The organism is Halomonas sp. KM072 (assembly GCF_050710315.1).
In the GTDB taxonomy this organism is placed as follows: domain Bacteria; phylum Pseudomonadota; class Gammaproteobacteria; order Pseudomonadales; family Halomonadaceae; genus Vreelandella; species Vreelandella hamiltonii.
This window is the reverse complement of the sequence record NZ_CP136132.1, coordinates 573,358-593,135: the sequence shown is the minus strand read 5'-3', so window position 1 is coordinate 593,135 and position 19,778 is coordinate 573,358. Positions and strand designations below refer to the sequence as shown.

At 58.7% G+C, this 19,778-nt stretch carries 19 protein-coding genes; 12 read left to right on the top strand and 7 right to left on the bottom strand.

What is annotated here, in order from left to right; translation table 11 throughout:
* Nucleotides 1–166 precede the first annotated feature (166 nt).
* Together RVM26_RS02780 and RVM26_RS02775 are read right to left on the bottom strand one after the other, a co-directional pair.
* Nucleotides 167–1,618, bottom strand: coding sequence for an alanine/glycine:cation symporter family protein (locus tag RVM26_RS02780; RefSeq protein ID WP_287808338.1), 1,452 nt, complete (start codon nucleotides 1,616–1,618; stop codon nucleotides 167–169).
* A 106-nt stretch (nucleotides 1,619–1,724) separates the two neighbouring features.
* Nucleotides 1,725–2,588, bottom strand: coding sequence for a LysR family transcriptional regulator (locus RVM26_RS02775; RefSeq protein ID WP_498940657.1), 864 nt, complete (start codon nucleotides 2,586–2,588; stop codon nucleotides 1,725–1,727).
* 126 nt (nucleotides 2,589–2,714) lie between these two features.
* Here RVM26_RS02775 and RVM26_RS02770 point away from each other — a divergent pair, with 126 nt between their 5' ends.
* The 3 genes from RVM26_RS02770 (at nucleotide 2,715) to RVM26_RS02760 (ending at nucleotide 5,625) form a co-directional block, all read left to right on the top strand.
* The gene (locus tag RVM26_RS02770) at nucleotides 2,715–3,890 is read left to right on the top strand and encodes a TauD/TfdA family dioxygenase (RefSeq protein ID WP_287808340.1); all 1,176 of its coding nucleotides are present in this window, start codon (nucleotides 2,715–2,717) and stop codon (nucleotides 3,888–3,890) included.
* A gap of 32 nt (nucleotides 3,891–3,922) precedes the next feature.
* Nucleotides 3,923–4,861, top strand: a complete 939-nt coding sequence (locus tag RVM26_RS02765; RefSeq protein ID WP_498940655.1) for an ABC transporter substrate-binding protein — start codon at nucleotides 3,923–3,925, stop codon at nucleotides 4,859–4,861.
* Nucleotides 4,862–4,932: 71 nt separating this feature from the next.
* Complete coding sequence (locus RVM26_RS02760; RefSeq protein WP_287808342.1) at nucleotides 4,933–5,625, top strand: TVP38/TMEM64 family protein; 693 nt, start codon at nucleotides 4,933–4,935, stop codon at nucleotides 5,623–5,625.
* Between the two features lie 8 nt (nucleotides 5,626–5,633).
* On the opposite strand, the gene RVM26_RS02755 is transcribed toward RVM26_RS02760, so the two are convergent.
* On the bottom strand, nucleotides 5,634–7,910 hold the full coding sequence (locus RVM26_RS02755; protein ID WP_287808344.1) for a glycosyltransferase: 2,277 nt from the start codon (nucleotides 7,908–7,910) through the stop codon (nucleotides 5,634–5,636).
* A gap of 39 nt (nucleotides 7,911–7,949) precedes the next feature.
* Nucleotides 7,950–8,378 carry a YjbQ family protein gene (locus tag RVM26_RS02750; RefSeq protein WP_498940652.1) on the bottom strand — a complete coding sequence of 143 codons (429 nt, stop codon included), beginning with the start codon at nucleotides 8,376–8,378 and terminating at the stop codon, nucleotides 7,950–7,952.
* Nucleotides 8,379–8,535: 157 nt separating this feature from the next.
* On the opposite strand from RVM26_RS02750, the gene RVM26_RS02745 reads away from it, so the two are divergent.
* Nucleotides 8,536–9,099 (top strand): lipocalin family protein, encoded by a 564-nt coding sequence (locus RVM26_RS02745; protein WP_498940650.1) that lies wholly within the window; start codon nucleotides 8,536–8,538, stop codon nucleotides 9,097–9,099.
* Nucleotides 9,100–9,111: 12 nt separating this feature from the next.
* Here the strand turns inward: RVM26_RS02745 and RVM26_RS02740 are convergent, their stop codons facing one another.
* Entirely contained in the window at nucleotides 9,112–10,029 is a 918-nt protein-coding gene (locus RVM26_RS02740) for a LysR family transcriptional regulator (protein ID WP_498940648.1), read from the bottom strand.
* 130 nt (nucleotides 10,030–10,159) lie between these two features.
* Here RVM26_RS02740 and RVM26_RS02735 point away from each other — a divergent pair, with 130 nt between their 5' ends.
* Nucleotides 10,160–11,233 (top strand): tartrate dehydrogenase, encoded by a 1,074-nt coding sequence (locus RVM26_RS02735; protein ID WP_228219767.1) that lies wholly within the window; start codon nucleotides 10,160–10,162, stop codon nucleotides 11,231–11,233.
* Between the two features lie 94 nt (nucleotides 11,234–11,327).
* Here the strand turns inward: RVM26_RS02735 and wrbA are convergent, their stop codons facing one another.
* Nucleotides 11,328–11,927: an NAD(P)H:quinone oxidoreductase gene (gene wrbA / locus RVM26_RS02730; RefSeq protein WP_213262353.1), complete on the bottom strand. Its 600-nt coding sequence runs from the start codon at nucleotides 11,925–11,927 to the stop codon at nucleotides 11,328–11,330.
* A 342-nt stretch (nucleotides 11,928–12,269) separates the two neighbouring features.
* Between wrbA and RVM26_RS02725 the strand changes: the two genes are divergently transcribed.
* The 7 genes from RVM26_RS02725 to RVM26_RS02695 all read left to right on the top strand — a co-directional run bounded on the left by RVM26_RS02725 (nucleotide 12,270) and on the right by RVM26_RS02695 (nucleotide 18,056).
* Nucleotides 12,270–13,256 (top strand): succinylglutamate desuccinylase, encoded by a 987-nt coding sequence (locus tag RVM26_RS02725; protein WP_287808356.1) that lies wholly within the window; start codon nucleotides 12,270–12,272, stop codon nucleotides 13,254–13,256.
* A 216-nt stretch (nucleotides 13,257–13,472) separates the two neighbouring features.
* On the top strand, nucleotides 13,473–14,243 hold the full coding sequence (locus RVM26_RS02720) for an ABC transporter ATP-binding protein (RefSeq protein ID WP_016916532.1): 771 nt from the start codon (nucleotides 13,473–13,475) through the stop codon (nucleotides 14,241–14,243).
* 17 nt (nucleotides 14,244–14,260) lie between these two features.
* Nucleotides 14,261–14,962 (top strand): ABC transporter permease, encoded by a 702-nt coding sequence (locus tag RVM26_RS02715; RefSeq protein WP_016916531.1) that lies wholly within the window; start codon nucleotides 14,261–14,263, stop codon nucleotides 14,960–14,962.
* Between the two features lies 1 nt (nucleotide 14,963).
* Entirely contained in the window at nucleotides 14,964–15,692 is a 729-nt protein-coding gene (locus RVM26_RS02710; RefSeq protein ID WP_016916530.1) for an ABC transporter permease, read from the top strand.
* A 138-nt stretch (nucleotides 15,693–15,830) separates the two neighbouring features.
* Nucleotides 15,831–16,601 carry a transporter substrate-binding domain-containing protein gene (locus RVM26_RS02705; protein WP_287148604.1) on the top strand — a complete coding sequence of 257 codons (771 nt, stop codon included), beginning with the start codon at nucleotides 15,831–15,833 and terminating at the stop codon, nucleotides 16,599–16,601.
* A gap of 381 nt (nucleotides 16,602–16,982) precedes the next feature.
* Nucleotides 16,983–17,153, top strand: coding sequence for an amidohydrolase family protein (locus tag RVM26_RS02700; protein ID WP_287808351.1), 171 nt, complete (start codon nucleotides 16,983–16,985; stop codon nucleotides 17,151–17,153).
* Nucleotides 17,154–17,231: 78 nt separating this feature from the next.
* Complete coding sequence (locus RVM26_RS02695; protein WP_287808352.1) at nucleotides 17,232–18,056, top strand: TraX family protein; 825 nt, start codon at nucleotides 17,232–17,234, stop codon at nucleotides 18,054–18,056.
* On the opposite strand, the gene RVM26_RS02690 is transcribed toward RVM26_RS02695, so the two are convergent.
* On the bottom strand, nucleotides 18,034–19,659 hold the full coding sequence (locus tag RVM26_RS02690; RefSeq protein WP_287808353.1) for a diguanylate cyclase domain-containing protein: 1,626 nt from the start codon (nucleotides 19,657–19,659) through the stop codon (nucleotides 18,034–18,036). The genes RVM26_RS02695 and RVM26_RS02690 overlap by 23 nt on opposite strands.
* Between the last annotated feature and the right edge of the window lie 119 nt (nucleotides 19,660–19,778).

Genomic DNA, 19,778 nt, shown 5'->3' with positions numbered 1-19,778 from the left:
GGGGAAGGTTAGGCGCTATTCTACGGCGCTTTTGGCTAAGCAAAAGCGCAACGTTTTCCGAGTTTCATTCGACAAAATCGAATTATCCGCCCCACGAAAAAGCCCCGCCCCACGCTGCAGTTTGGCAACGTCGAGCGGGGCGTTTAGCACTTTTAACCCGCGTCTTTTACTTCTGCTTGGGCCACGCCTTGGGGTCGACCTTTTTGGCCAGTTTCGGGAACTGGCTGGGATCGAAGACCGGCTCTTTACCCGCTTTGAGCTGGGTGTCGTAATCTTTGAACAGCGCAAAGGCAATGGGCGATAGCAGCAGAATCGCCACCAGGTTAATGATCGCCATCATGCCCATAGAGAGGTCCGCAAAATTCCAGATCGCCCCCAGGCTAGCTACGGAACCCACCATGATCATGCCCAGCACGGCAAAGCGGTAAATCATCACCGCCAGCGGCGCACGCCGGCCTGCCAGATACTCAATGTTGGATTCGCCGTAGGAGTAGTTGGCAATCACCGAGGTGAAGGCAAACAGCAGAATGGCGATGGCGATAAACATGCCGCCCCAATCGCCCACGTGGCTTGAGAGCGCCATTTGCGTTAGCTGAATGCCGTTGTTCTCTTCGCCCGCCAGCAGCTCCGGGCCTGCCATAATGATGATGGCCGCTGTTGCCGTACAGATCACCAGGGTATCCAGGAAAACCCCCAGCATTTGAATAAAGCCCTGGGCTGCCGGGTGATCTGGGCGAGTGCTGGCGGTTGCTGCCGCGTTAGGCGCAGAGCCCATGCCCGCTTCGTTAGAGAACAAGCCGCGCTGAATACCGTTCATAATCGCTTGGGAAATGGCATAGCCCATCGCACCGCCAGCCGCCTGCTCAATACCAAAAGCGCTCTGCACGATGGTCATGATGGCAGCAGGCAGGTCGCTAATATTGAGCGCCACGACGACCAGCGCCAAGATCAGGTACAGCAGTGCCATCAGCGGCACCACTAGCTCAGCGACTTTCGCAATCGACTTTAAGCCGCCGAAAATAATCGGCGCGACGATGGCCATCAAGACTAACCCCATGGCCCAGGTGGGAATGGCGAACGCCTGTTCCATGGCCTGGGCGATAGAGTTGGCCTGTACGCTGTTAAACGCTAGCCCAAACGCAATGATCAGGCAGATCGAAAACAGCACCGCCAGCCAGCGAAGTCCTAAACCGCGCTCAATATAGCGCGCTGGGCCACCGCGGAAGGTGTTGTCGCCATGGTCGGTTTTGTACGCCTGGGCCAGCGTGGACTCTACAAAGCTGGTCGCCATGCCCACCATGGCGGTCATCCACATCCAGAAAATCGCGCCCGGGCCGCCGAAGTAGATGGCGACGGCCACCCCGGCCAAGTTGCCCGTGCCGACGCGGGCGGCAAGGCTGGTCGAAAGCGCCTGAAACGACGAGATACCGCCGTTGGATTCCCGAGAGCTGCGCAGCAGCTTGAACATATGACCGAAATAACGAATTTGAATAGCACGGGTCATGACCGTGAAATAGAGGCCAGCACCGATGAGCAGGTAAATCAGCACGCTGCCCCATAACAGCCCATTGCCGCGGTCCACCATCGCGGTCAACAGGGGAGGAAGAGTAAAATCCATACCAAACACGCCTTTTTTAAAACTAAGAAGGCGCATCATTCTTCACGGTTGCACCAAAATGGCAAGAAAATTGGCAAATTTCCTACTTAACAGTCATAAACACTGCCTAGCGCGAGCCAGACAGCCACTCCCATACTTCGCCCGCCTCTTCGCTTACCTGACGCTTGCTAGGGCGCACGAGCCAGAAACGCTCATCACTGGGCACTTCAATATCAAACGGGGCGACTAAATCCTGGCGCTGCTCTAGCAAACGCCGATGGGTTAATGCCACGCCGCCGCCCTGGCTGGCGAGCGCCAGCGTCATGACCTGGTTATCACACGTCAGAGAAAGGCAGTTGGCTTCTAAATGAGCGACCCCCGCCGCCTGCAGCCAGCCGGGCCAACCGACGCCAAAGCCCACCGCGTGCAGCAGCGTATGCCCTGCCAAATCCTCAGGCGTGGTTAACGTGCGGGCCAGAGCCGGGGAGCATACGGGCAGCAGTTGCTCGTCGCCCAGCGGCAGCATCTCAACACCGCTCCATTCACCTCGGCCATAGCGGATTTCAATATCTGCCCCTTCTGGGCCAAAGTCGTCGGGCCAAATCGCGCTCACCAGGCGCAGCAGGATATGCGGCTTTTGCCGATGCAGCGCCACCAGCCGTGGTGCTAGCCAGGATTGCTGAATGACCGGCGTTGCGCGCAGCGTCACTGGTTTCTCACTAGTCATCCCAAATACTTCCGTGGTGCCCTCGCTAATGCGGGAAAACGCATCATGAATGCTGGGCAGCCACGCCTGCCCGGCAGGCGTCAGGGTCAGGCTTCGCGCGTGGCGCACGAATAGTTTTTGGCCTAAACGATCTTCCAGCAGCCGAATACGCTGGCTGATGGCGGCCTGGGTCACACCTAACTCGTGGCCCGCCGCAGTAAAGCTCAACGTTCGGGCGGCCGACTCAAAGGCTTGTAGCCATAACAGTGGGGGTAATTGGCTCATGAAAAAGCAACCTATAAGTTAAACAGGGTCTTTGGGGCCAGATTAATCGTTTGTCACTGCATAGAGGACTCCGCATCCTAATAGAAACATCTAGCAATATGTCATCAACCCACAGCGAGGCCCCTTATGACCAGCGCACTAGCAGCGACGGAAAAGCGTTCAGCCCCTCAAATGAGTGAACTCACGCCTTATGAACACGGCCCGGCACTCAGCGATGCCACGCTCACCGACAGCAGCCTTGCGCTGACCTGGGAAGACGGTACGCGAACAGCACTGCCCCTGCTATGGCTCCGCGACCACTGCGCCTGCGCCGAGTGTCGCCATCCGCAAACCCGCGAGCGTCTCTACCTACCGCTAGACAATATCGAACAGCCACCTAGCGTTACCTTGGCAGATGGGCACCTCTATTTACAGTGGCAGGATGGGCATGTGAGCGCTTTTCATAGCGGCTGGCTGTACCAGCGCCGCCCTGAGGCGACGCGCTTTTCTGCACTGCCCGCCCCGCAGCCGTGGCGTGACGAATTCTTCCCCGAAGGCGTTCGCCATGCCGACTTTCTGACCCCAGAAGGCGAGAAAACCTGGCTGACCGCCCTGCTACGAGACGGCTTGGCGCTGGTCACCGACGCACCGCTGGTGGAAGAGGAAGTCAGCCGCCTTGCCGAGCGCATTGGCCCGCAACGCGCTACCAACTTTGGCGGGCGCTTTAATGTTCGCTCCAAGCCTAACCCCAACAACGCGGCCTATACCGCTGTCGGTCTACCGCTGCATATCGACTTGCCCAACTGGCAGCAGCCACCGGATATTCAACTGCTCTACTGCCTGCAAAACGACGCCAGCGGTGGCGAGTCGCTGTTTGCTGATGGTGCCCGAGTGATCAATGCCCTGCGCGAACAGGACCCGGAAGCGCTCGTTATTCTCAGCGAAACGCCCATCGATTTTCGCTTTCAGGACGACACCCACGATATCGCCATCAAAGCCCCAGTGATCACCCTAGATAGCCAAGGCGAGCTGGTGGAGATACGCCTTAATAACTGGATACGCGACACCCTCCACCTGCCCGCTGAAAAAATGGCGGCTTGGTACCGCGCTTATAAAGTGCTGTGGCAACTCTTCCACAGCGACGCCCATCAGTTGGAGTTCACCTTAAAACCGGGCCAGATGGTGGCGTTCGATAATCGTCGCGTGCTTCACGGCCGCCGGGAGTTCGATCCCAATAGCGGTGCTCGCCATCTTCAGGGCACCTATCTAGACCGCGACATGCTGGCTTCGCGCCTGCGTGTTCTCGCTCGTACCACCGCGTAATCACAATAACCTAAGCAAGGAGATCCTCTTCCATGACGCGTTTAACCCGTCCACTCGTTTCTACCATTGCCCTAAGCTTGGCAGGCGTTACCACCCAAGCCGCCCTTGCCGATGACGCCACGCTCGATTTCGGCGTCCCGGCCTGGCCCGGTATTACGGTAAAAACCGAAATTGCTGAGCAGCTCCTTAATCCGTTGGGCTACGACACTCAAACCCACGAAATCGGCCTGCAGGTGATCTACCAAGGCATGGAGAGTGGCGACGTCGACGCCTTTTTAGGCGCTTGGCTACCCGCACAAAAAGAGATGTTCGAACCGCGTAAAGCCTCTGGCGTGCTTACCGATGTCGCCAACAACGTCGATGGCGCTCAGATGACCCTGGCCGTACCGGCGTACCTGCATGAGCGCGGCATTCAAAGCTTCGCAGATTTAGATGAACACCGTGATGAGTTCAACGGCCAAATTCATGGCTTTGGCGCAGGCTCAGCGGCGAGTGAGATTCTCCATAACGCGATGGATAACGACACCTGGGGCCTGGGCGACTGGAGCTTGGTGGATACCAGCGAAGTGGGCATGCTCTCCGCCGCTCAAGACGCGATTTCCAGAGAAGAGGCCATTGTCTGGGTCGGTTGGACGCCCCACTGGATGAACCTTGAGCTGCCCATGCGCTACCTGGAAGACCCGGAAAATCTGTTTGGTGAGAACAACGGCGAAAGCGACGTACGCACCCTGCTGCGCAGCGACTACGCCGATGCCCACCCGGCGCTGGTCACTTTCTTTGAGCAGTTCAGCTTTACCGCCGACGAGCAGAGCTGGATGATTCAAGCCTTTGGTCAAGAGGAGCGTGACCTTGCCGAGGTGGCCCAGCAGTGGATCAACGACAACCCCGAACGCGTGGAAGCCATGCTGGCCGATATGACGACCACCGATGGTGACGCTGCTTGGCCTGTCATTGAAGCGCGCCTACAGTAACGAGTTCGTTCACCCCACCGCCGCAGTGGCGTATGCTGTTGCTCTTTTGCAAGGTAGGCGGTGGGAGTGGGATGTCACGGACGTTAATAAAAGGCCTTGGCCTATTCATTGCTCTGGTGGTGCTAGGGGTAATGTGGCGCTACCTGCAACAGCAGGGGCTGCTGACTCAAGCGCACCTCGAAGAACTCACTACCACCATTAGCCAGTGGCAGCGAGCCCCTTGGATGTTTGCCGCCGTCATGGCCGTGTACACCTGCTCGCTGTTAGTGATGTTCCCGCTTAGCCTGCTAGTGGTGCTAACTGGCCTGCTATTTGGGCCGGTGTGGGGGTTGGCCTACGCCACCTTGGGCACATTGAGCTCTTCGGTGGTCTCTTACTGGGTGGGCCATTGGCTGGGTCGGGATGCCCTAATGCGCTACGGCGGCCGCCATTTGCGCGGTCTTTCCGGCTACCTTTCCAAGCGCGGCATCCGCACCATGACGGTGATCAACCTGCTGCCCCTTGCTCCTTTCACGCTCACCAATATGCTCGCCGGAGCGTTTCACCTTAATTTCCGCGACTACATGATTGGATCGACCCTGGGCATCGTGCCGGGGCTGGCAGCGGTGATCCTACTCGGCAGCCAGCTCGGCGCGCTGTTCACCGCCGCCTCCAAGCAGGAGTTGGCACTGGCAGTGGCCGGTTTGGTGGCGGGCATTGGCTTGCTTTGGCTACTCAAGCGCGTGGCGACTGCCCGCACGGCCAACAAACGACACGACGCCTAACGTCTCAGTTAGCCACGCTGCTTGGCCTCGCTCTCTTGTGAAGGATGCTCTGAAGAGTCGTGCTTCGCTAGCACCTCGGCATAAAAATGCGCGACGGCGCCGGCAAACTTGGCAATATCGTAGTCAGCGGAGAAGGCGTTTGCTTGGCTGCCTAGGGTATCGCGTAGCGCCTCATCCTCGGCCAGCTCCACCACACGCTGCCCCCACTTCTGGCGGTTTTGTGGCGTTTTAAAACCGTTATAGCCATCGCGCACCACGTCATCAATACCGCTGGAGCGCACGGCGACCACCGGAAGCCCAGCGGCCATGGCCTCTAAAATCACCATGCCTTGGGTTTCCGAGGTAGAGGCAAACACAAACACATCCCCCACGTGATAGTAGAGCGCCATCTCTTCCGGCGGCACCGCCCCGACCAAGGTCACCTGTGCGTCTAAGCCCAACGTTTCAATCTGTGCTTGAATCGTCTGACGATCCGGCCCATCACCCACCAGCAGCAAGCGCAGCGTTGTCTTCCCCTTGCGCTTCAACTCTGCCATCGCCTCCAGCATAAAGCCGATATTCTTCTCTTTGCTGATCCGAGAGACACTCACCAGCACCGTATCGTTGGCGCCGATATCCAACTGCTGGCGAAGTGGCGCCACTGCCTTCTCATCGGCGTTCGCAAAACGTTCAGCATCAATCCCGGTGGGCTGCACCAGCGTCGGCGTTTTCACGCCGATCATGCGCAGGTACTCCTCTGCCGAGTAAGTCGGCACAATGACCCCTTGGCAGCGGTTAGAGAAACGCTTGATCAAGTAGTGAGAAATCAGATTGCGGAACAGCGCCCCCGGTAGCGGCACAAAATGCGCATAGTGCTCCAAGCGCGTGTGATAGGTGTAGATGACCGGCACCTTTAACCTGCGCCCCATCCACAGCCCCATCGAGCCCAGCCAGAACGGGTGATGCACGTGAATCACATCGGGTTTGAACTCACGCAGGCAGCGGCGAAAACGGGCGCTAAACGGGTTCGTTAAACGAAACTCACGCTTCTCTCCAAATGCCATTAGCGTAGGAACGCGCACAATGGTGTCATCATCCTGCCACGGCTCTCGGTAGCGCGGCACCAGCAGCTGAACACGGTGGTTAAGGTCGCCCAGCCCCTGGCGCAGCCGCTCAACAGAAACCGACACCCCAGAGACAAACGGGAAGTAGTTGTTCGAGACCATCGCCACCCGCAGGCTTTTTTCCAGGTAGGGCGTGGGGTCGATATCAAAATCGGGGTAGTAGTCGCGCTCTTCAAAAATCAGCCGGTAGAGGCGCATGGCCAGCAGTGTGAGCACCCCGACAATCAGCAGAAAACGCGGATAGCTGACGTAGAAAAACGCATAAATCGTCGAGCCCACGCTGCTCAGCATGCGCCACCAGCCGGGACGGTCGACATTCAACCGCACGGGCGAAATGCCGACGCTGCCACCCGCGACTTCCACCACCACATAGTGATGAAAGCTCTCATCAGCATCCAGCAGCAGGCCGCCTGCGCCCCCCGTGGTGACGTAGTTCACACCGTTAACGGTTTGCTGGGCGTATAGCGATAGATTCGCCGAAAATACCGTATCGACCCGGTACTGCTCGGCCAAGTGCATAATGCCATCGCCAAACCGGGGGTCGTTAAGGTAGTTATCCTCTTCAAACAGCGGCGCATCCTGAATCACGTTGTGCAGCGGCAAGCCCACAAACACAAAGCGGTGTACGGCATCAGAGGCGGCCAGCTCGCGCTCCAGCCAATCCAACTGCCAGGAGGTAGAGGATTTACCGGTGCCGTCCAGAAAAATAAAGTGGCTATTGCCCGCCACAAACGAGTAAAAGTGCGGGCCGAAGTAGTCGTAAAACAGATAGCTGCCGAAATCGCTGTCTTCGTTATCACCGTAGGTCAGCAGGTAAGGCATGTTGAGCAGCTCCAGGCTGTGATAAATCGCCTGGTAGCTCTCCTGCTGACCGCCGCTCACTGCGTTACCTGCCGAGACCATAAAGTCGATATCGCCTTGGTTCAGCAGCGGAATAATTTCGTCTTGAAAGACGTTCACCGAGTTATTGATATTGCCCACCACCGCAAAGCGGTAGGCATCCCGTCCTGACAGCCGTTCACGTATATCGGCGACTTCCACGGTATGCAGCGACTCAAATTCAGGCTCAGCCACATAGAGCCACACCTGATAAATAATCAGACCTGCGACCAGCGCAAGGTTCAGCACAAAAAACAGCCTCAACCAGCGCTGGCGGGAGAGGCGAAAAAGACGTCGAGGCATGTAGGGCGCTTATCTCAAAAGGTCATCTATAGGCGGTCGCTAGAGCGCGGCGCAGCCGTTCAGTGTGGCCAGCAAGCGACGTGAACCGCCCTGCTCACGGTGCTCACCTAACCATACCCCTTGCCACGTGCCAAGGGCTAAACGGCCATCCCGCACCGCAAGGCTCAGTTGAGTGCCTAGCAGGCTAGAGGCCACATGGGCAGGCATGTCATCAGGGCCTTCTAAGGTGTGCTGGAAGTAGCTCAGCCCTTCGGGCACTAAGCGGCGAATAAAGGCATCCAAATCATGACGAACATCTGGGTCGGTGTTTTCATTGAGCGTTAACGAAGCGGAAGTGTGCATCAGCTGTAAATGCAGCAGCCCTTGGTGGCACTCCGCCAAACAGGGCAGCGCCCTGACAATCTCATCGGTAATCAGGTGAAAGCCCCGAGGCATTTCCGGCAAGTGAATCTCTTGTTGATGCCACATAATCACTCCTTTGTTATAAGCATTGTTAAGAGGATACGGTAACAGACATACCATAGCCTATTTCCTTGGCCTGCCGTATCGCGCCCAACGGGAACCATGGCACGCAGTGACCCACACTGATAGATTTAACGTTTATTGTTCACGTGCAAGGAGCAAGATGATGAAACCCACATCGCGGCCAAGGAGCCTGGCCACGCTGGCAGCGGTCGCCGCCACCAGCACACTGCTGGTAGGCTGCACCGGCATTCCCGATGGCACCGAACCCGTCACTGGTTTTGAGCTAGAGCGCTATTTGGGAGAGTGGTACGAAATTGCCCGCCTGGACCACTCCTTTGAAGAGGGGCTGGACTGCGTGACGGCTACCTACAGCATGCGCGACGATGGTGGCGTCAAGGTGATTAACCGAGGCTACAACCTGGAAGAGCAAGCCTGGGATGAAGCCGCAGGGCGCGCCTACTTTATTGATGAAGAGAGCGTTGGGCGGTTAAAAGTCAGCTTTTTTGGCCCGTTTTACGGCGGCTATAACATCCTTGAGCTAGATGACGACTACCAGTGGGCGTTGGTGGCGGGCCCTAACCGCGACTACCTATGGATTCTGGCCCGCACGCCAACCCTTGAAGGCGACGTGGAGCAGCGTCTACGCCAGCGCGCCGCCGAGCTGGACTTCCCCACCGATGAGCTGATTGACGTGGTGCAGGACCAAACCTGCCCAGGCCGCTAGCCCGCCTCCTCGTTAGCCATTGGGTAAGGCGGGCACCCTGCCCGCCATTTCCCGCTGTAAGAAATCGATCAATACACTGATGCGCGCAGGAACATGGCGGCGGTGCTCAAACACGGCGTAAACGTCGGCGCGCACGCCCTGCCAATCGGGCAGTAGATTCTGCAGTGAACCGCTTGCCAAGTGCTCGTTGACATCCCACCAGGAGCGCAGCATCACGCCGTGGCCATCCAGCGCTAAGCGGGTAATCACCTCGCCGTCGTTGCTGGCCAACGGCCCGCTGACCTTCACCGCTTGGCGCCGCGGCGAGTGGCAATGCTCAAAGCGCCAGAGCGGGAAGTCGCTATCGTTTTCACGAATCACTAGGCAGCTGTGTTGGGCAAGATCGCTCGGCACGTTCAGCGCGGGCATCTTAGCCATATAGCTGGGCGAGGCGCACAGCACTCGCCGGTTGGGCAGAATACGTTTGGCGACTAGGCGCGAATCCGGCGGCTCGCCAATGCGAATCCCCACATCAAAACCGTGATCGCTTAAATTGAGTGGGAAATTCGTCAGTTCCAGCCAGCTCTCCACCGCCGGGTGTTCTGCGCAAAAGTATGAGAGCAGCGGCGCAATATGCCGCCTGCCAAAGCCAAAGGTCGCGTTGACCCGCAGCCGTCCAGTAAGCCCTTGGCTCGCGGTATCGCTGAGTGCGCTCTCCAGCGTTTGCAGCTCTTCTAAAATCAGCCCACCTTGAGTGAGATAGCGCTCCCCCTCGGCGGTCAGCGTCAAGCGGCGAGTGGTACGCGCCGCCAGCGTCACGCCAAGCCGGGCTTCTAGCTGCTTTAAGCGTTTGCTGACGGCCGAGAGTGACAGCCCCAGCTCTCGGGCGGTGGCAGTTAGGCTCCCTGCCCGGGCCAGCTGCTGAAAAAAGGCGAGGTCATCCAGCATCATGAGATTCTTCACTTTAAGGCAACAATAGCTTGCATAGTAGCCTGATTATCTCGTCGCCAACAGGCGCTACACTCATACCACGAAAACACGCCCTGCTATTTTGTGACGTCTAACAAAACAAGGAGCCCCCATGGCCCATCGTATTGCAGTTATCGCTGGCGACGGTATCGGTACCGAAGTGATGCCCGAAGGCATCCGCGCACTAGAAGCCACCGCCAAGCGCTTCAATATCGACCTGGAATTCACCACGTTTGAGTTTGGTAGCTGCGACTACTACCTGGAACACGGCAAGATGCTGCCCGACGACTGGGTTGAGCAGCTCAAAGGCTTTGACGCGCTGTTCTATGGAGCGGTGGGCTGGCCAGAAAAAGTACCGGACCATATTTCGCTATGGGGTTCGCTGCTGCAATTCCGTCGTCAATTCGACCAGTACATCAACCTGCGCCCTTGCCGGTTAATGCCTGGCATTAAAAGCCCGCTGGCGGGCCGCAAGCCTGGTGATATCGACTTTTACGTGGTTCGTGAGAACACCGAGGGCGAGTACTCCAGCGTCGGTGGCAAAATGTATGAAGGCACCGAGCGTGAAATCGTCATTCAGGAAACGGTGATGAGCCGAACCGGTGTCGACCGCGTACTAAAGTACGCCTTCGATCTAGCGCAAACCCGCCCGCGTAAAAAGCTCACCTCGGCCACGAAGTCCAACGGTATCTCCATCACCATGCCCTACTGGGATGAGCGTGTGGCCGAGATGGCCAAACAGTACCCAGAGATCGCCGTGGATAAGTTCCACATTGATATTTTGACCGCCAACTTTGTGCTGCACCCGGACTGGTTTGATGTAGTGGTAGGCAGCAACCTGTTTGGCGATATTCTTTCCGACTTAGGCCCGGCCTGCACCGGCACCATCGGCATTGCGCCCTCCGCCAACATCAACCCGGAAGGCAAGTTCCCCAGCCTGTTCGAGCCGGTTCATGGCAGCGCACCCGACATTGCGGGCAAGGGCATTGCCAACCCCATCGGCCAAATCTGGTCAGGCGCCATGATGTTGGAACATCTGGGACACAAGGAGGCCGCCGACGCCATGGTCGAGGCCATCGAAGCCGTGCTGGGCGAAGGCGATAGCCAAGTGCTTACCCGCGATGTAGGCGGCCAGGGCACCACGGAAAGCTTGGGCAAAGCCATTGCTGATCGGATCGGCGGCTAATCTCCCTATAAAAACAACGCCCCATAACGAGCAACGCCTCGCTGCATTAACAGCGAGGCGTTGCTCTTTTTCAGCCAGAATTTGCAGCTAACGATTAACTCGCCAACTTAGCGGCAATTTCAGCCACGTGTTTTCCTTGGAAGCGGGCGATTTTCAGCTCGCGGTCATCCGGCTGGCGGGAGCCATCGCCACCGGCCAGCGTCGCGGCACCGTAGGGCGTGCCACCGCTTACTTTCGAAATATCAAACTGCTCTTCAATGCCGTAGCCAATCGGCACAATAACCATGCCATGGTGGGCCAGCGTGGTCCAGGTAGAGGTAATGGTCATCTCATCACCACCGCCAGTACCGGTTGATGTAAATACGCTCGCCACCTTGCCACGCAGCGCGCCGTTGGCCCATAAGCCTCCGGTTTGGTCGAGGAAGGTACGCATCTGACCGGCCATGTTGCCAAAGCGAGTGGGCGTGCCGAAGATGATGGCATCGTAATCGGCCAGCTCTTGGGGCGTGGCTTCCGGCGTGGTGAAATCCTGCTTGCCGCCCGCGTTTTTGAACGCTTCTTCCGGCATAGTTTCGGGCACGCGTTTGACCGTGACCTCTACGCCATCAACACCCTTTGCCCCCTCCGCCACAGCGGCTGCTAAGGTATCGATATGTCCATACATGGAATAATAAAGTACCAGTACCTTCGTCATTACTCACTCCTTTGGACTTACATTCAAGCATCAGACAGGTTGCCCACGGCGGGCAGTGAAAACTCATTAAAACATAGCGCAGTTAAACGTAGATAAAAGCGAATGTTTTCGACGCCGCGCTTCGATTTCATCGATGTGCCGACCTTGCACTTGTGCCACTTCGGCACTAAAAGCGCTGGGCCTGAAAACGCTTGTAGCGATCTGCCATAAGCGTTTTTGTACCAACAACTTTCATCTTCCCACCGACCATTTTCACGCGCACGACACCACCCCTTGTGGCACGAGCTGAGCGTGGTAAAGGTAGGGCAACACAAGTAGATGCCCATGACCAAGGACACTTTCATGCTAGGCCAATGGCTCGACTGGACCCTTGACGGTGAACGCCCGTTGCCACGCATAGGCCGCTTTGCCAGCGGCACCTATCACCTGCACCGTCCGGGCGTACTGGAATTGACGCCCAACATACTGCGCCCCCATGCCCGGGCCTGTGTCTTTTCCGCCGCCATTCATGGCAACGAGACCGCTCCGGTAGAACTGCTGGGCGAGTGGTTGGCTGCCCTGGAAGCCAGCACCCTGCAACTGGGCGCTCCCATGCTGGTGATTCTGGGCAACATTCCCGCGCTCAAGGCCCAGCAGCGCTACATCACCACCAACCTGAATCGCTTGTTCAAGCGCGAACTGGCCGACCAGGGCGACGAGCCCGAACGAGCGCGACAACTGATGGAAGCCGTGGATACGTTCTATGCTCGCCATCACGCCCTGCCTCGGCTGCATTACGACCTGCACACCGCCATCCGCGACAGCCTGCATACCCGCTTCGTGGTCGAGCCGTTCGCCGAGTCGGTGACCGACCCGGAACAGTGGGAGTGGCTGGCCGCCGCCGACATGCAGGCCGTGCTTCACCAGCATCAGCATAGCTGGACGTTTTCTCACTACAGCAAGCACTACCATGGTGCCCAGGCCTTTACCTTCGAGCTGGGGCGAGTCGCCCCGTTCGGCCACAACGACATGGACGCCCTGTCTCCCATGCTTACGTTGATCAGTGCTCTCGGTAGCGGCTATACGCCTCCCTCCCAGTCGGCCAGCACCATGGCATTCTACCGGGTGCAGCATGAACTGATGCGTCACTCCGAAGACTTCACGCTGTGTTTCGATGAAGACGTGCCCAACTTCAGTCGCTTCGACACCGGCACCTGCCTGGCCAAGGATGCCACCGCCGGTGACTTCGTGGTGGAAGATACGCCGCTGCACGTGGTGTTTCCCAACGCACAGGTCGAGATAGGCGCTCGGGCCGCCTTGCTGGTGGCGCCGGAACGGACGGCAAACTAGCCACAGAAAGTCCCGTTGAAGAAAAGATAGTTTGATAACAATAACGTAGAGGGGCCATCAGGAGTGCTCTTCAGGCAACACGACCAATGTCGCCCTGATAAAGTACGCGTCTCCGGCGCACTCCTGATAGAATCGCCCCTTTTTTCGCGCCAGCCGCACAGAAACACGAACACTCATTCGTTGTTGCTGCGGCAACCCTGTACTGGAGCCTAAGTTATGGCCGCTACGCCGACTCCCCTTGAAGTGCGTAACATCAAAAAGCGCTTCGGCGATACAGAAGTCCTCAAAGGCCTCTCTCTTGAAGCCCAGAAAGGTGATGTGATCACCCTGATTGGTGCTTCAGGGTCTGGCAAAAGCACCTTTTTACGCTGCATGAACCTGCTGGAACAGCCCGATGACGGCGACCTGATCGTCCATGGCGAACAGATCCGCTTCAAGACCACCCGCCATGGCCGCGAACCCGCCGACTGGAAACAGGTCGTGCAGATGCGCGCCAAGCTCTCCATGGTTTTCCAGAGCTTCAACCTGTGGGCCCACATGACGCTGCTGGAAAACATCATCGAAGCGCCAATTCACGTGTTGGGTAAACCCAAGAAAGAAGCCATCGAACACGCCCACGCCCTGCTCGACCGAGTCGGCCTCAGCGCGCGTGCCAACGCCTATCCGGCGCAAATGTCCGGCGGTCAGCAGCAGCGTGGCGCCATCGCCCGGGCGCTGGCCATGAACCCGGAAGTCATGCTGTTCGACGAACCCACCTCGGCGCTGGACCCCGAGCTGGTAGGCGACGTGCTCAAGGTCATGCGCGATTTGGCCAACGAAGGGCGCACCATGGTAGTGGTGACCCATGAGATGAGCTTTGCCCGGGACGTGTCCAGCAAGGTGATCTACCTGCACCAGGGCCTCGTGGAAGAAGCCGGCACGCCCGATGACGTGCTGGGCAACCCGCAATCGCCGCGCCTGAAGCAGTTTCTGGCGCCCAAATACTGATCCGCGAGGCATGCACGATGCTTGATTTGCAAGGCTACGGCCCCCGCCTGCTGGAAGGCGCAGGCGTGACCGTTCAGTTGGCCCTCCTCTCGCTGATCCTGGCGATTGTGCTGGGGCTCTTGACCGCCAGTGCCAAAATGTCCCGCAACTGGCTATTGCGCCGTAGCGCAACGGTCTACACCACGGTGATTCGTGGTGTGCCCGACCTGGTGCTGATGATGCTGCTGTTCTTCGGCGGGCAGATCGGGGTCAATGCGATCAGCGATATGCTCTATGACCGCTACGACATCGATATCTACATCAACTTCAACGCCTTCGCGGCCGGTGTCCTCACCATCGGCTTCATCTTCGGCGCCTACATGGGCGAAACCTTTCGCGGGGCGTTCATGGCCGTCGACAACGGCCAGATCGAGGCAGGCAAGGCCTACGGCATGAGCAACGCACTGGTGTTTCGGCGTATTCGCTTTCCTCAGATGATGCGTCATGCGCTGCCCGGCCTCTCCAACAACTGGATGGTGCTGCTCAAGACCACCGCCCTGGTGTCGGTGATCGGCCTGACGGACATGGTGCGGGTGGCGGCAGAAGCCTCTCGGGCCACCCACGAGCCATTTGTCTTCCTCATTCCGGTGGCGGCAGCCTATCTGCTGATTGCCAGCGTCTCCGAGTGGGTCTTCGCACGGTTGCAAAAACGTTACGACATCGGCTTCGGGGGGCAGTGACATGCTGGACATCTCTGCATGGTTCAACGATTTACTGGCGGGTAACCTGATCTTCACCCCCACCACTCTGGGCTACTACTGGGAAGGCCTGGTGACCACCACACAGCTGGTGTTCCTCTCGCTGGTGGCCGGTCTGATCCTGGCCGTCCCGCTGGCCATCATGCGCAGCTCAAAGCACAAATGGATCAGCCTGCCGGTCTATGTGTATACCTATGTGTTTCGTGGCACCCCGCTGCTCATTCAGCTCTACATCATCTATTACGGGGTGGTGTTCATCGATGGCATTCAGGAAACTTTCCTGTGGCCGCTGCTGCGCGAAGCCTTCTACCCGGCACTGATCGCCTTCACCTTGAACACGGCGGCCTACACCACGGAGATTTTCCGGGGTGCCATCAAGGCCACTTCACGGGGTGAAATAGAAGCCGCCAAGGCCTATGGCATGTCCAACAGCCTGATGATGCGCCGTATCATCCTGCCCAGCGCCTTTCGCCGTGCCCTGCCCGCCTACGGTAACGAAGTCATCTTCATGCTGCATGCCAGCGCCATTGCCAGCGTCGTCACCCTGATGGACCTGACCGGGGCCGCACGCTTCGTCTATGCGCGCTTCTATGCCCCCTTCGATGCGTTCCTGTTCGTGGCGGCCATTTATCTGTGCCTCACCTTTGCCATCCTGTATTTTTTCCGTTACCTGGAAAAACGGCTGCTGGCACATTTGCGGCCACAAACCTGAGCATGACGAACAATCCAACGTACGCCAACGTAAAACAAGCGTTGGTTTAATTCAGGTCACCCCCCTTTTCGCCAACCGCAAGCTGGGGTAGCTTAAAGGGGATCACCTCCGGTGAACCTGCTTCCTTTGGAGTCTACAATGAAAAAACTGCTGACCGTTTCTCTGCTGGGCCTGACCGTGGCTGCTGCGTCTTCTGCCCAAGCCCGTGATTACGACCACGTGCGTATCGGCGTGGACGTACCTTACGAGCCCATGGAATACCGCACCCCCGAGGGCGAGCTGACCGGTTTCGATATCGACCTGGGCAACGCTCTGTGCGAGCGCATCGGCGTGACCTGCGAGTGGATCGAGCAGGAGTGGGACGGCATCATTCCGGGCCTGATGTCACGTAACTACGATGCCATCATGTCGTCGATGACCATCAACGACGAGCGTCGTCAGCAGGTGCTGTTCTCCGACCCCTACATCACCATGCCGTCGGCCTGGTTTGCCCCCGCCAGCCTGGAACTCAGTGAGGCCAACGAAGAGACCCTGGCCGGCAAGACCATCGGCGTACAGCGCGGCACCCTGCAAGACAACTACGTGACCGACCAATACGGCCGTATTGCCAGCGTCAGCCGCTACTCCACCGCTGACGACATGGTGCTGGACATGCAGGCACAGCGCCTGGATATCGTCTTCCTCGACTATCCGATCGGCCAGTCCACCCTGCTGAACAACGAAGACACCGAGTACGTGGTCGTAGGCGAGCGCATCAGCGAGCCCAAGGAGTACTTCGGTGACGGCTTCGGCATCGCCTTCCGCCAGCGCGACCAGGCCCTGGCCGAGCGCTTCAACGAAGCACTGGCCGAACTGCAGGAAGACGGCACCTACGATGAAATCTACACTCGCTACTTTGGCGAAGAGTAAGCATTGACCGTCTCGCCATGCCTTCCTCAGGGAAGGCATGGCAGCACGCCAATACCATGACTCCAGACCGCCTATTCCCCTCTGCGCCCCATGCGCAACGCCCAGGTACCCGTGGCACCATTGTCCGCTTCTACCTGAGCGAGTGGTTCGACGAATAGCCCCCTCTTTGGCACGCCCGTGCCAACTTCCCCCCGTTACGCTGACCGGTTCGGTAGCCAGCGATATTCTCTACATTCCTGAGTTCATCGGCGTGGGTGAAGTCGCGATTAGTGACCATCGCGGCTCCCAACCCACTACCCAAGAGTTAACGCGGCTTGCTTCCGACGCCCGCACCGCCGGGCTGCTCGCAGGGAAATCAGGCATCGTCTTCATTAGATCAGCATGGAGCACGCCCTGCAATGTGCTACCACCACCGCCGCTGATGCCTTGAAGCTTCCCCAAAAAGGCCGCCTGATACCCGGTTCGGATGCCGATTTCATCGTGTTGAGCGAAGGTCGCTGGGCCATTGACCACGTGTGGGCACTGGGCAAACCGATTTTCAGCGCCCCCTGAGCGCCCGAAGCCGCCCAGCGAACTTGCTCAGCCAATGCGGGTCTTTAATGGCATAATGCGCTTTTACAAGGAGGTAACATGGCAGAATACTCAGCGGCACACGCAACGCCCTCCACGGGCCTACCCGAGACGATGCGCCCCTCGTCCCATTGGACCGCCTGGGGCCAGTGGCTTGCGCTGTTCACCATGACCGTGGACCACCTGACCCGCTACGTACTGCCCGATGCCTGGGACCTGGGCTGGGCGGGCTCTTCGATTGGGCGCATTGCCTTTCCGCTGTTTGCTGCCATGGTGGCCTGGCACGGCCTGTTCAACACCCGCAAGCCGCTGCGCTACGCACGCCGTATCCTGATCATCGGTATCGCGGCACAAGTGCCCTACATGATGATGCCCAGGGCCTCGGATGCGTTTATCCTGAATGTCTGCTTTACGCTGGCCAGCGGCCTGGCACTCGGTGCCTTGGTACGCCAGGGGTGGCAGCACTACCAGGCACAAACGCTGGGCCTGGGCTGGCTGATGCTGGGGGCCGCCGTGTGTGTCACCGTCTGGTATCTGCTGGGCTTCTGGGTGGAGTATGGCCACAACGGCCTGCTGCTGATTCCGCTGTTCATGTTTGCCATGCAGGCCCTCAGCGAGACCCGCGATGCCCTCAAATCAAGGCTATGGGCGGGTCTGGCGGCGTTTCCGGTGCTCTGGATCGCCGGGCAGATGAACGCATCGGACATGGCCAAATCCTTTACCGTCGGTACCTGTGTTCTGGTGCTGATGCTGGCCGCGGGCGCCGCCCAGCGCGTACCGCCCGTGGCGCTGGCCATGCCCCGCCGCCTGTGGCTGGCCTGGTACCCAGGGCACTTCGCCCTGATTGCCCTGTGGCTATTGATCAGCGGCCAACTGGCAGGTTGAACGTCTTTTCTGCCACCTGCCGATTGACCTCGTCCTGCATCCAGGGCTGGTAGCGGCGCAGCCGATCACGCCCTTCCAGCTTGGCCTGATACATGGCGGTATCGGCCTGCTTGAGCACTTCGGCATGGTCACAGGTAGACGCTTCAAAGCAGGTGTACCCCATACTCGGGGTCACCTCTACCCAGCGGCTCTCCAGCCGATACTCCCCCGACAGCGCCTGCTTCACTCGCTGCATGTACTGCTCGGCCAGGGCGCTCAGCTTGTCCAGATCAGGCTCTGAAAACTGCGCCAGCAGCACGAACTCATCGCCACTCAACCGGGCGGCCATGTCACCGTCGCGCAGGCACGACTCCAAGCGCCGCGCCACCTGCACCAACAGGTCATCGCCCGCGGCATGTCCCAGCGTGTCGTTGATCAGTTTGAAGCGGTCCATGTCCATGAACATCACCAGGCCACCCCGCTGCGGCCTCTCCTCCTCCTGGCACAGCGTTGCCATACGCTCGATGAACAGGCGCCGATTGGGCAAGTCCGTCAGCGCATCGTAGTACGCCTGGCGATAAATGATCTCCTCACTGCGCTTGCGCTCGGTGAAGTCTTCGATGATCGCCACGCCGCCGATCATCCGGTTATCCATGCCATGTACGCCGTTGAAGAACGCTCGCAGCGGCGTCCCCTCACTGGCCTTGGGTAGCCGATAGGTCCCCTCGTAGTAGCCGGTGCCTTTTTCCAGCGCCGCGGAAACGGCCCGGGCAACGCTTCGGTCGGCTGAACGGTCCAGCATGCGATAGCCCAGCAGCCGAGAACGCTCGACGCCCAGGATCTCCAGCAGCTTGCTGTTGCAGTCGGTGATCTGCCCCTGGTCGTCAAAGTGCAAAACACCCAAGGGGGAGTGCTGGAAAATCGAGCGATAGCGGTTTTCGCTTTCCCGAAGCTGTGCCTCACGGGCCGCCATGGTAACGCGCAGGGCGATATTGTCATGGATGGTTCGGCTCAAGCGGCGGCTGGTGATCAGGATCAGCAGCAGAAACAGGACCAGCATCAGCCCGATCAACACGGAAAGCGGTGTTCCCATCAGCATGAACTGGAATTTCAAAGGCAACAGGATGGGCAATACGAAGCCAGTGGCCACCCACCACACCGAAGACAGCGTCGTGACGCCCCCCGCCGCGATACCGGCCAGCACGATCGACAGCGCCGCAATTTGCCCCGGATATTCAGGGCTGAACAACAGCACTCCCGTACTGCCCCATACCACCCCGGAAACAATGGCCCCCATGGCAAACCAGCGTAGCCACCGGTGCCGTTGCTGCTGCTGAATCGGCAAGCGCTTGAAACGGTGAGCCAACGCCAAACGCAATCCCGACACCACCACCAAAGCCGTGTACCAACCCAGCAGCACCCAGCCTTCCACCACGGGCCACATCGCCGCCACCAGCAAGCCGCCCGCCAAAACGCTGCTGAGCACCGGTTGCCAAAGGTTGTCATACAACATCCGCACTTTTTCTCCGCGCAGCTGTTGCAGGGTGAGATGGTGATCGCGCTGGTAGCCGCTGCGTAACCCTGACGCAGTTGCCGTCGACGCCACTGGCTTGCTGGGCGACATAGAACCCCCGTTTTCGTCGGCTTATGGGCCAATCTTATTGATTAATACAAACGTTTTATCACGCCCTATCTTTTAGCATGTTTACGCACTGACACTCCCCGCCCGCCGCGCTTCGCGCT

Excerpts from the sequence above, each read along its gene's own strand:
- RVM26_RS02780 (WP_287808338.1), bottom strand. The coding sequence starts at position 1,618 with ATGGATTTTACTCTTCCTCCCCTGTTGACCGCGATGGTGGACCGCGGC.
- RVM26_RS02775 (WP_498940657.1), bottom strand. The coding sequence starts at position 2,588 with ATGAGCCAATTACCCCCACTGTTATGGCTACAAGCCTTTGAGTCGGCC.
- RVM26_RS02770 (WP_287808340.1), top strand. The coding sequence starts at position 2,715 with ATGACCAGCGCACTAGCAGCGACGGAAAAGCGTTCAGCCCCTCAAATG.
- RVM26_RS02765 (WP_498940655.1), top strand. The coding sequence starts at position 3,923 with ATGACGCGTTTAACCCGTCCACTCGTTTCTACCATTGCCCTAAGCTTG.
- RVM26_RS02760 (WP_287808342.1), top strand. The coding sequence starts at position 4,933 with ATGTCACGGACGTTAATAAAAGGCCTTGGCCTATTCATTGCTCTGGTG.
- RVM26_RS02755 (WP_287808344.1), bottom strand. The coding sequence starts at position 7,910 with ATGCCTCGACGTCTTTTTCGCCTCTCCCGCCAGCGCTGGTTGAGGCTG.
- RVM26_RS02750 (WP_498940652.1), bottom strand. The coding sequence starts at position 8,378 with ATGTGGCATCAACAAGAGATTCACTTGCCGGAAATGCCTCGGGGCTTT.
- RVM26_RS02745 (WP_498940650.1), top strand. The coding sequence starts at position 8,536 with ATGATGAAACCCACATCGCGGCCAAGGAGCCTGGCCACGCTGGCAGCG.
- RVM26_RS02740 (WP_498940648.1), bottom strand. The coding sequence starts at position 10,029 with ATGATGCTGGATGACCTCGCCTTTTTTCAGCAGCTGGCCCGGGCAGGG.
- RVM26_RS02735 (WP_228219767.1), top strand. The coding sequence starts at position 10,160 with ATGGCCCATCGTATTGCAGTTATCGCTGGCGACGGTATCGGTACCGAA.
- wrbA (WP_213262353.1), bottom strand. The coding sequence starts at position 11,927 with ATGACGAAGGTACTGGTACTTTATTATTCCATGTATGGACATATCGAT.
- RVM26_RS02725 (WP_287808356.1), top strand. The coding sequence starts at position 12,270 with ATGCTAGGCCAATGGCTCGACTGGACCCTTGACGGTGAACGCCCGTTG.
- RVM26_RS02720 (WP_016916532.1), top strand. The coding sequence starts at position 13,473 with ATGGCCGCTACGCCGACTCCCCTTGAAGTGCGTAACATCAAAAAGCGC.
- RVM26_RS02715 (WP_016916531.1), top strand. The coding sequence starts at position 14,261 with ATGCTTGATTTGCAAGGCTACGGCCCCCGCCTGCTGGAAGGCGCAGGC.
- RVM26_RS02710 (WP_016916530.1), top strand. The coding sequence starts at position 14,964 with ATGCTGGACATCTCTGCATGGTTCAACGATTTACTGGCGGGTAACCTG.
- RVM26_RS02705 (WP_287148604.1), top strand. The coding sequence starts at position 15,831 with ATGAAAAAACTGCTGACCGTTTCTCTGCTGGGCCTGACCGTGGCTGCT.
- RVM26_RS02700 (WP_287808351.1), top strand. The coding sequence starts at position 16,983 with ATGGAGCACGCCCTGCAATGTGCTACCACCACCGCCGCTGATGCCTTG.
- RVM26_RS02695 (WP_287808352.1), top strand. The coding sequence starts at position 17,232 with ATGGCAGAATACTCAGCGGCACACGCAACGCCCTCCACGGGCCTACCC.
- RVM26_RS02690 (WP_287808353.1), bottom strand. The coding sequence starts at position 19,659 with ATGTCGCCCAGCAAGCCAGTGGCGTCGACGGCAACTGCGTCAGGGTTA.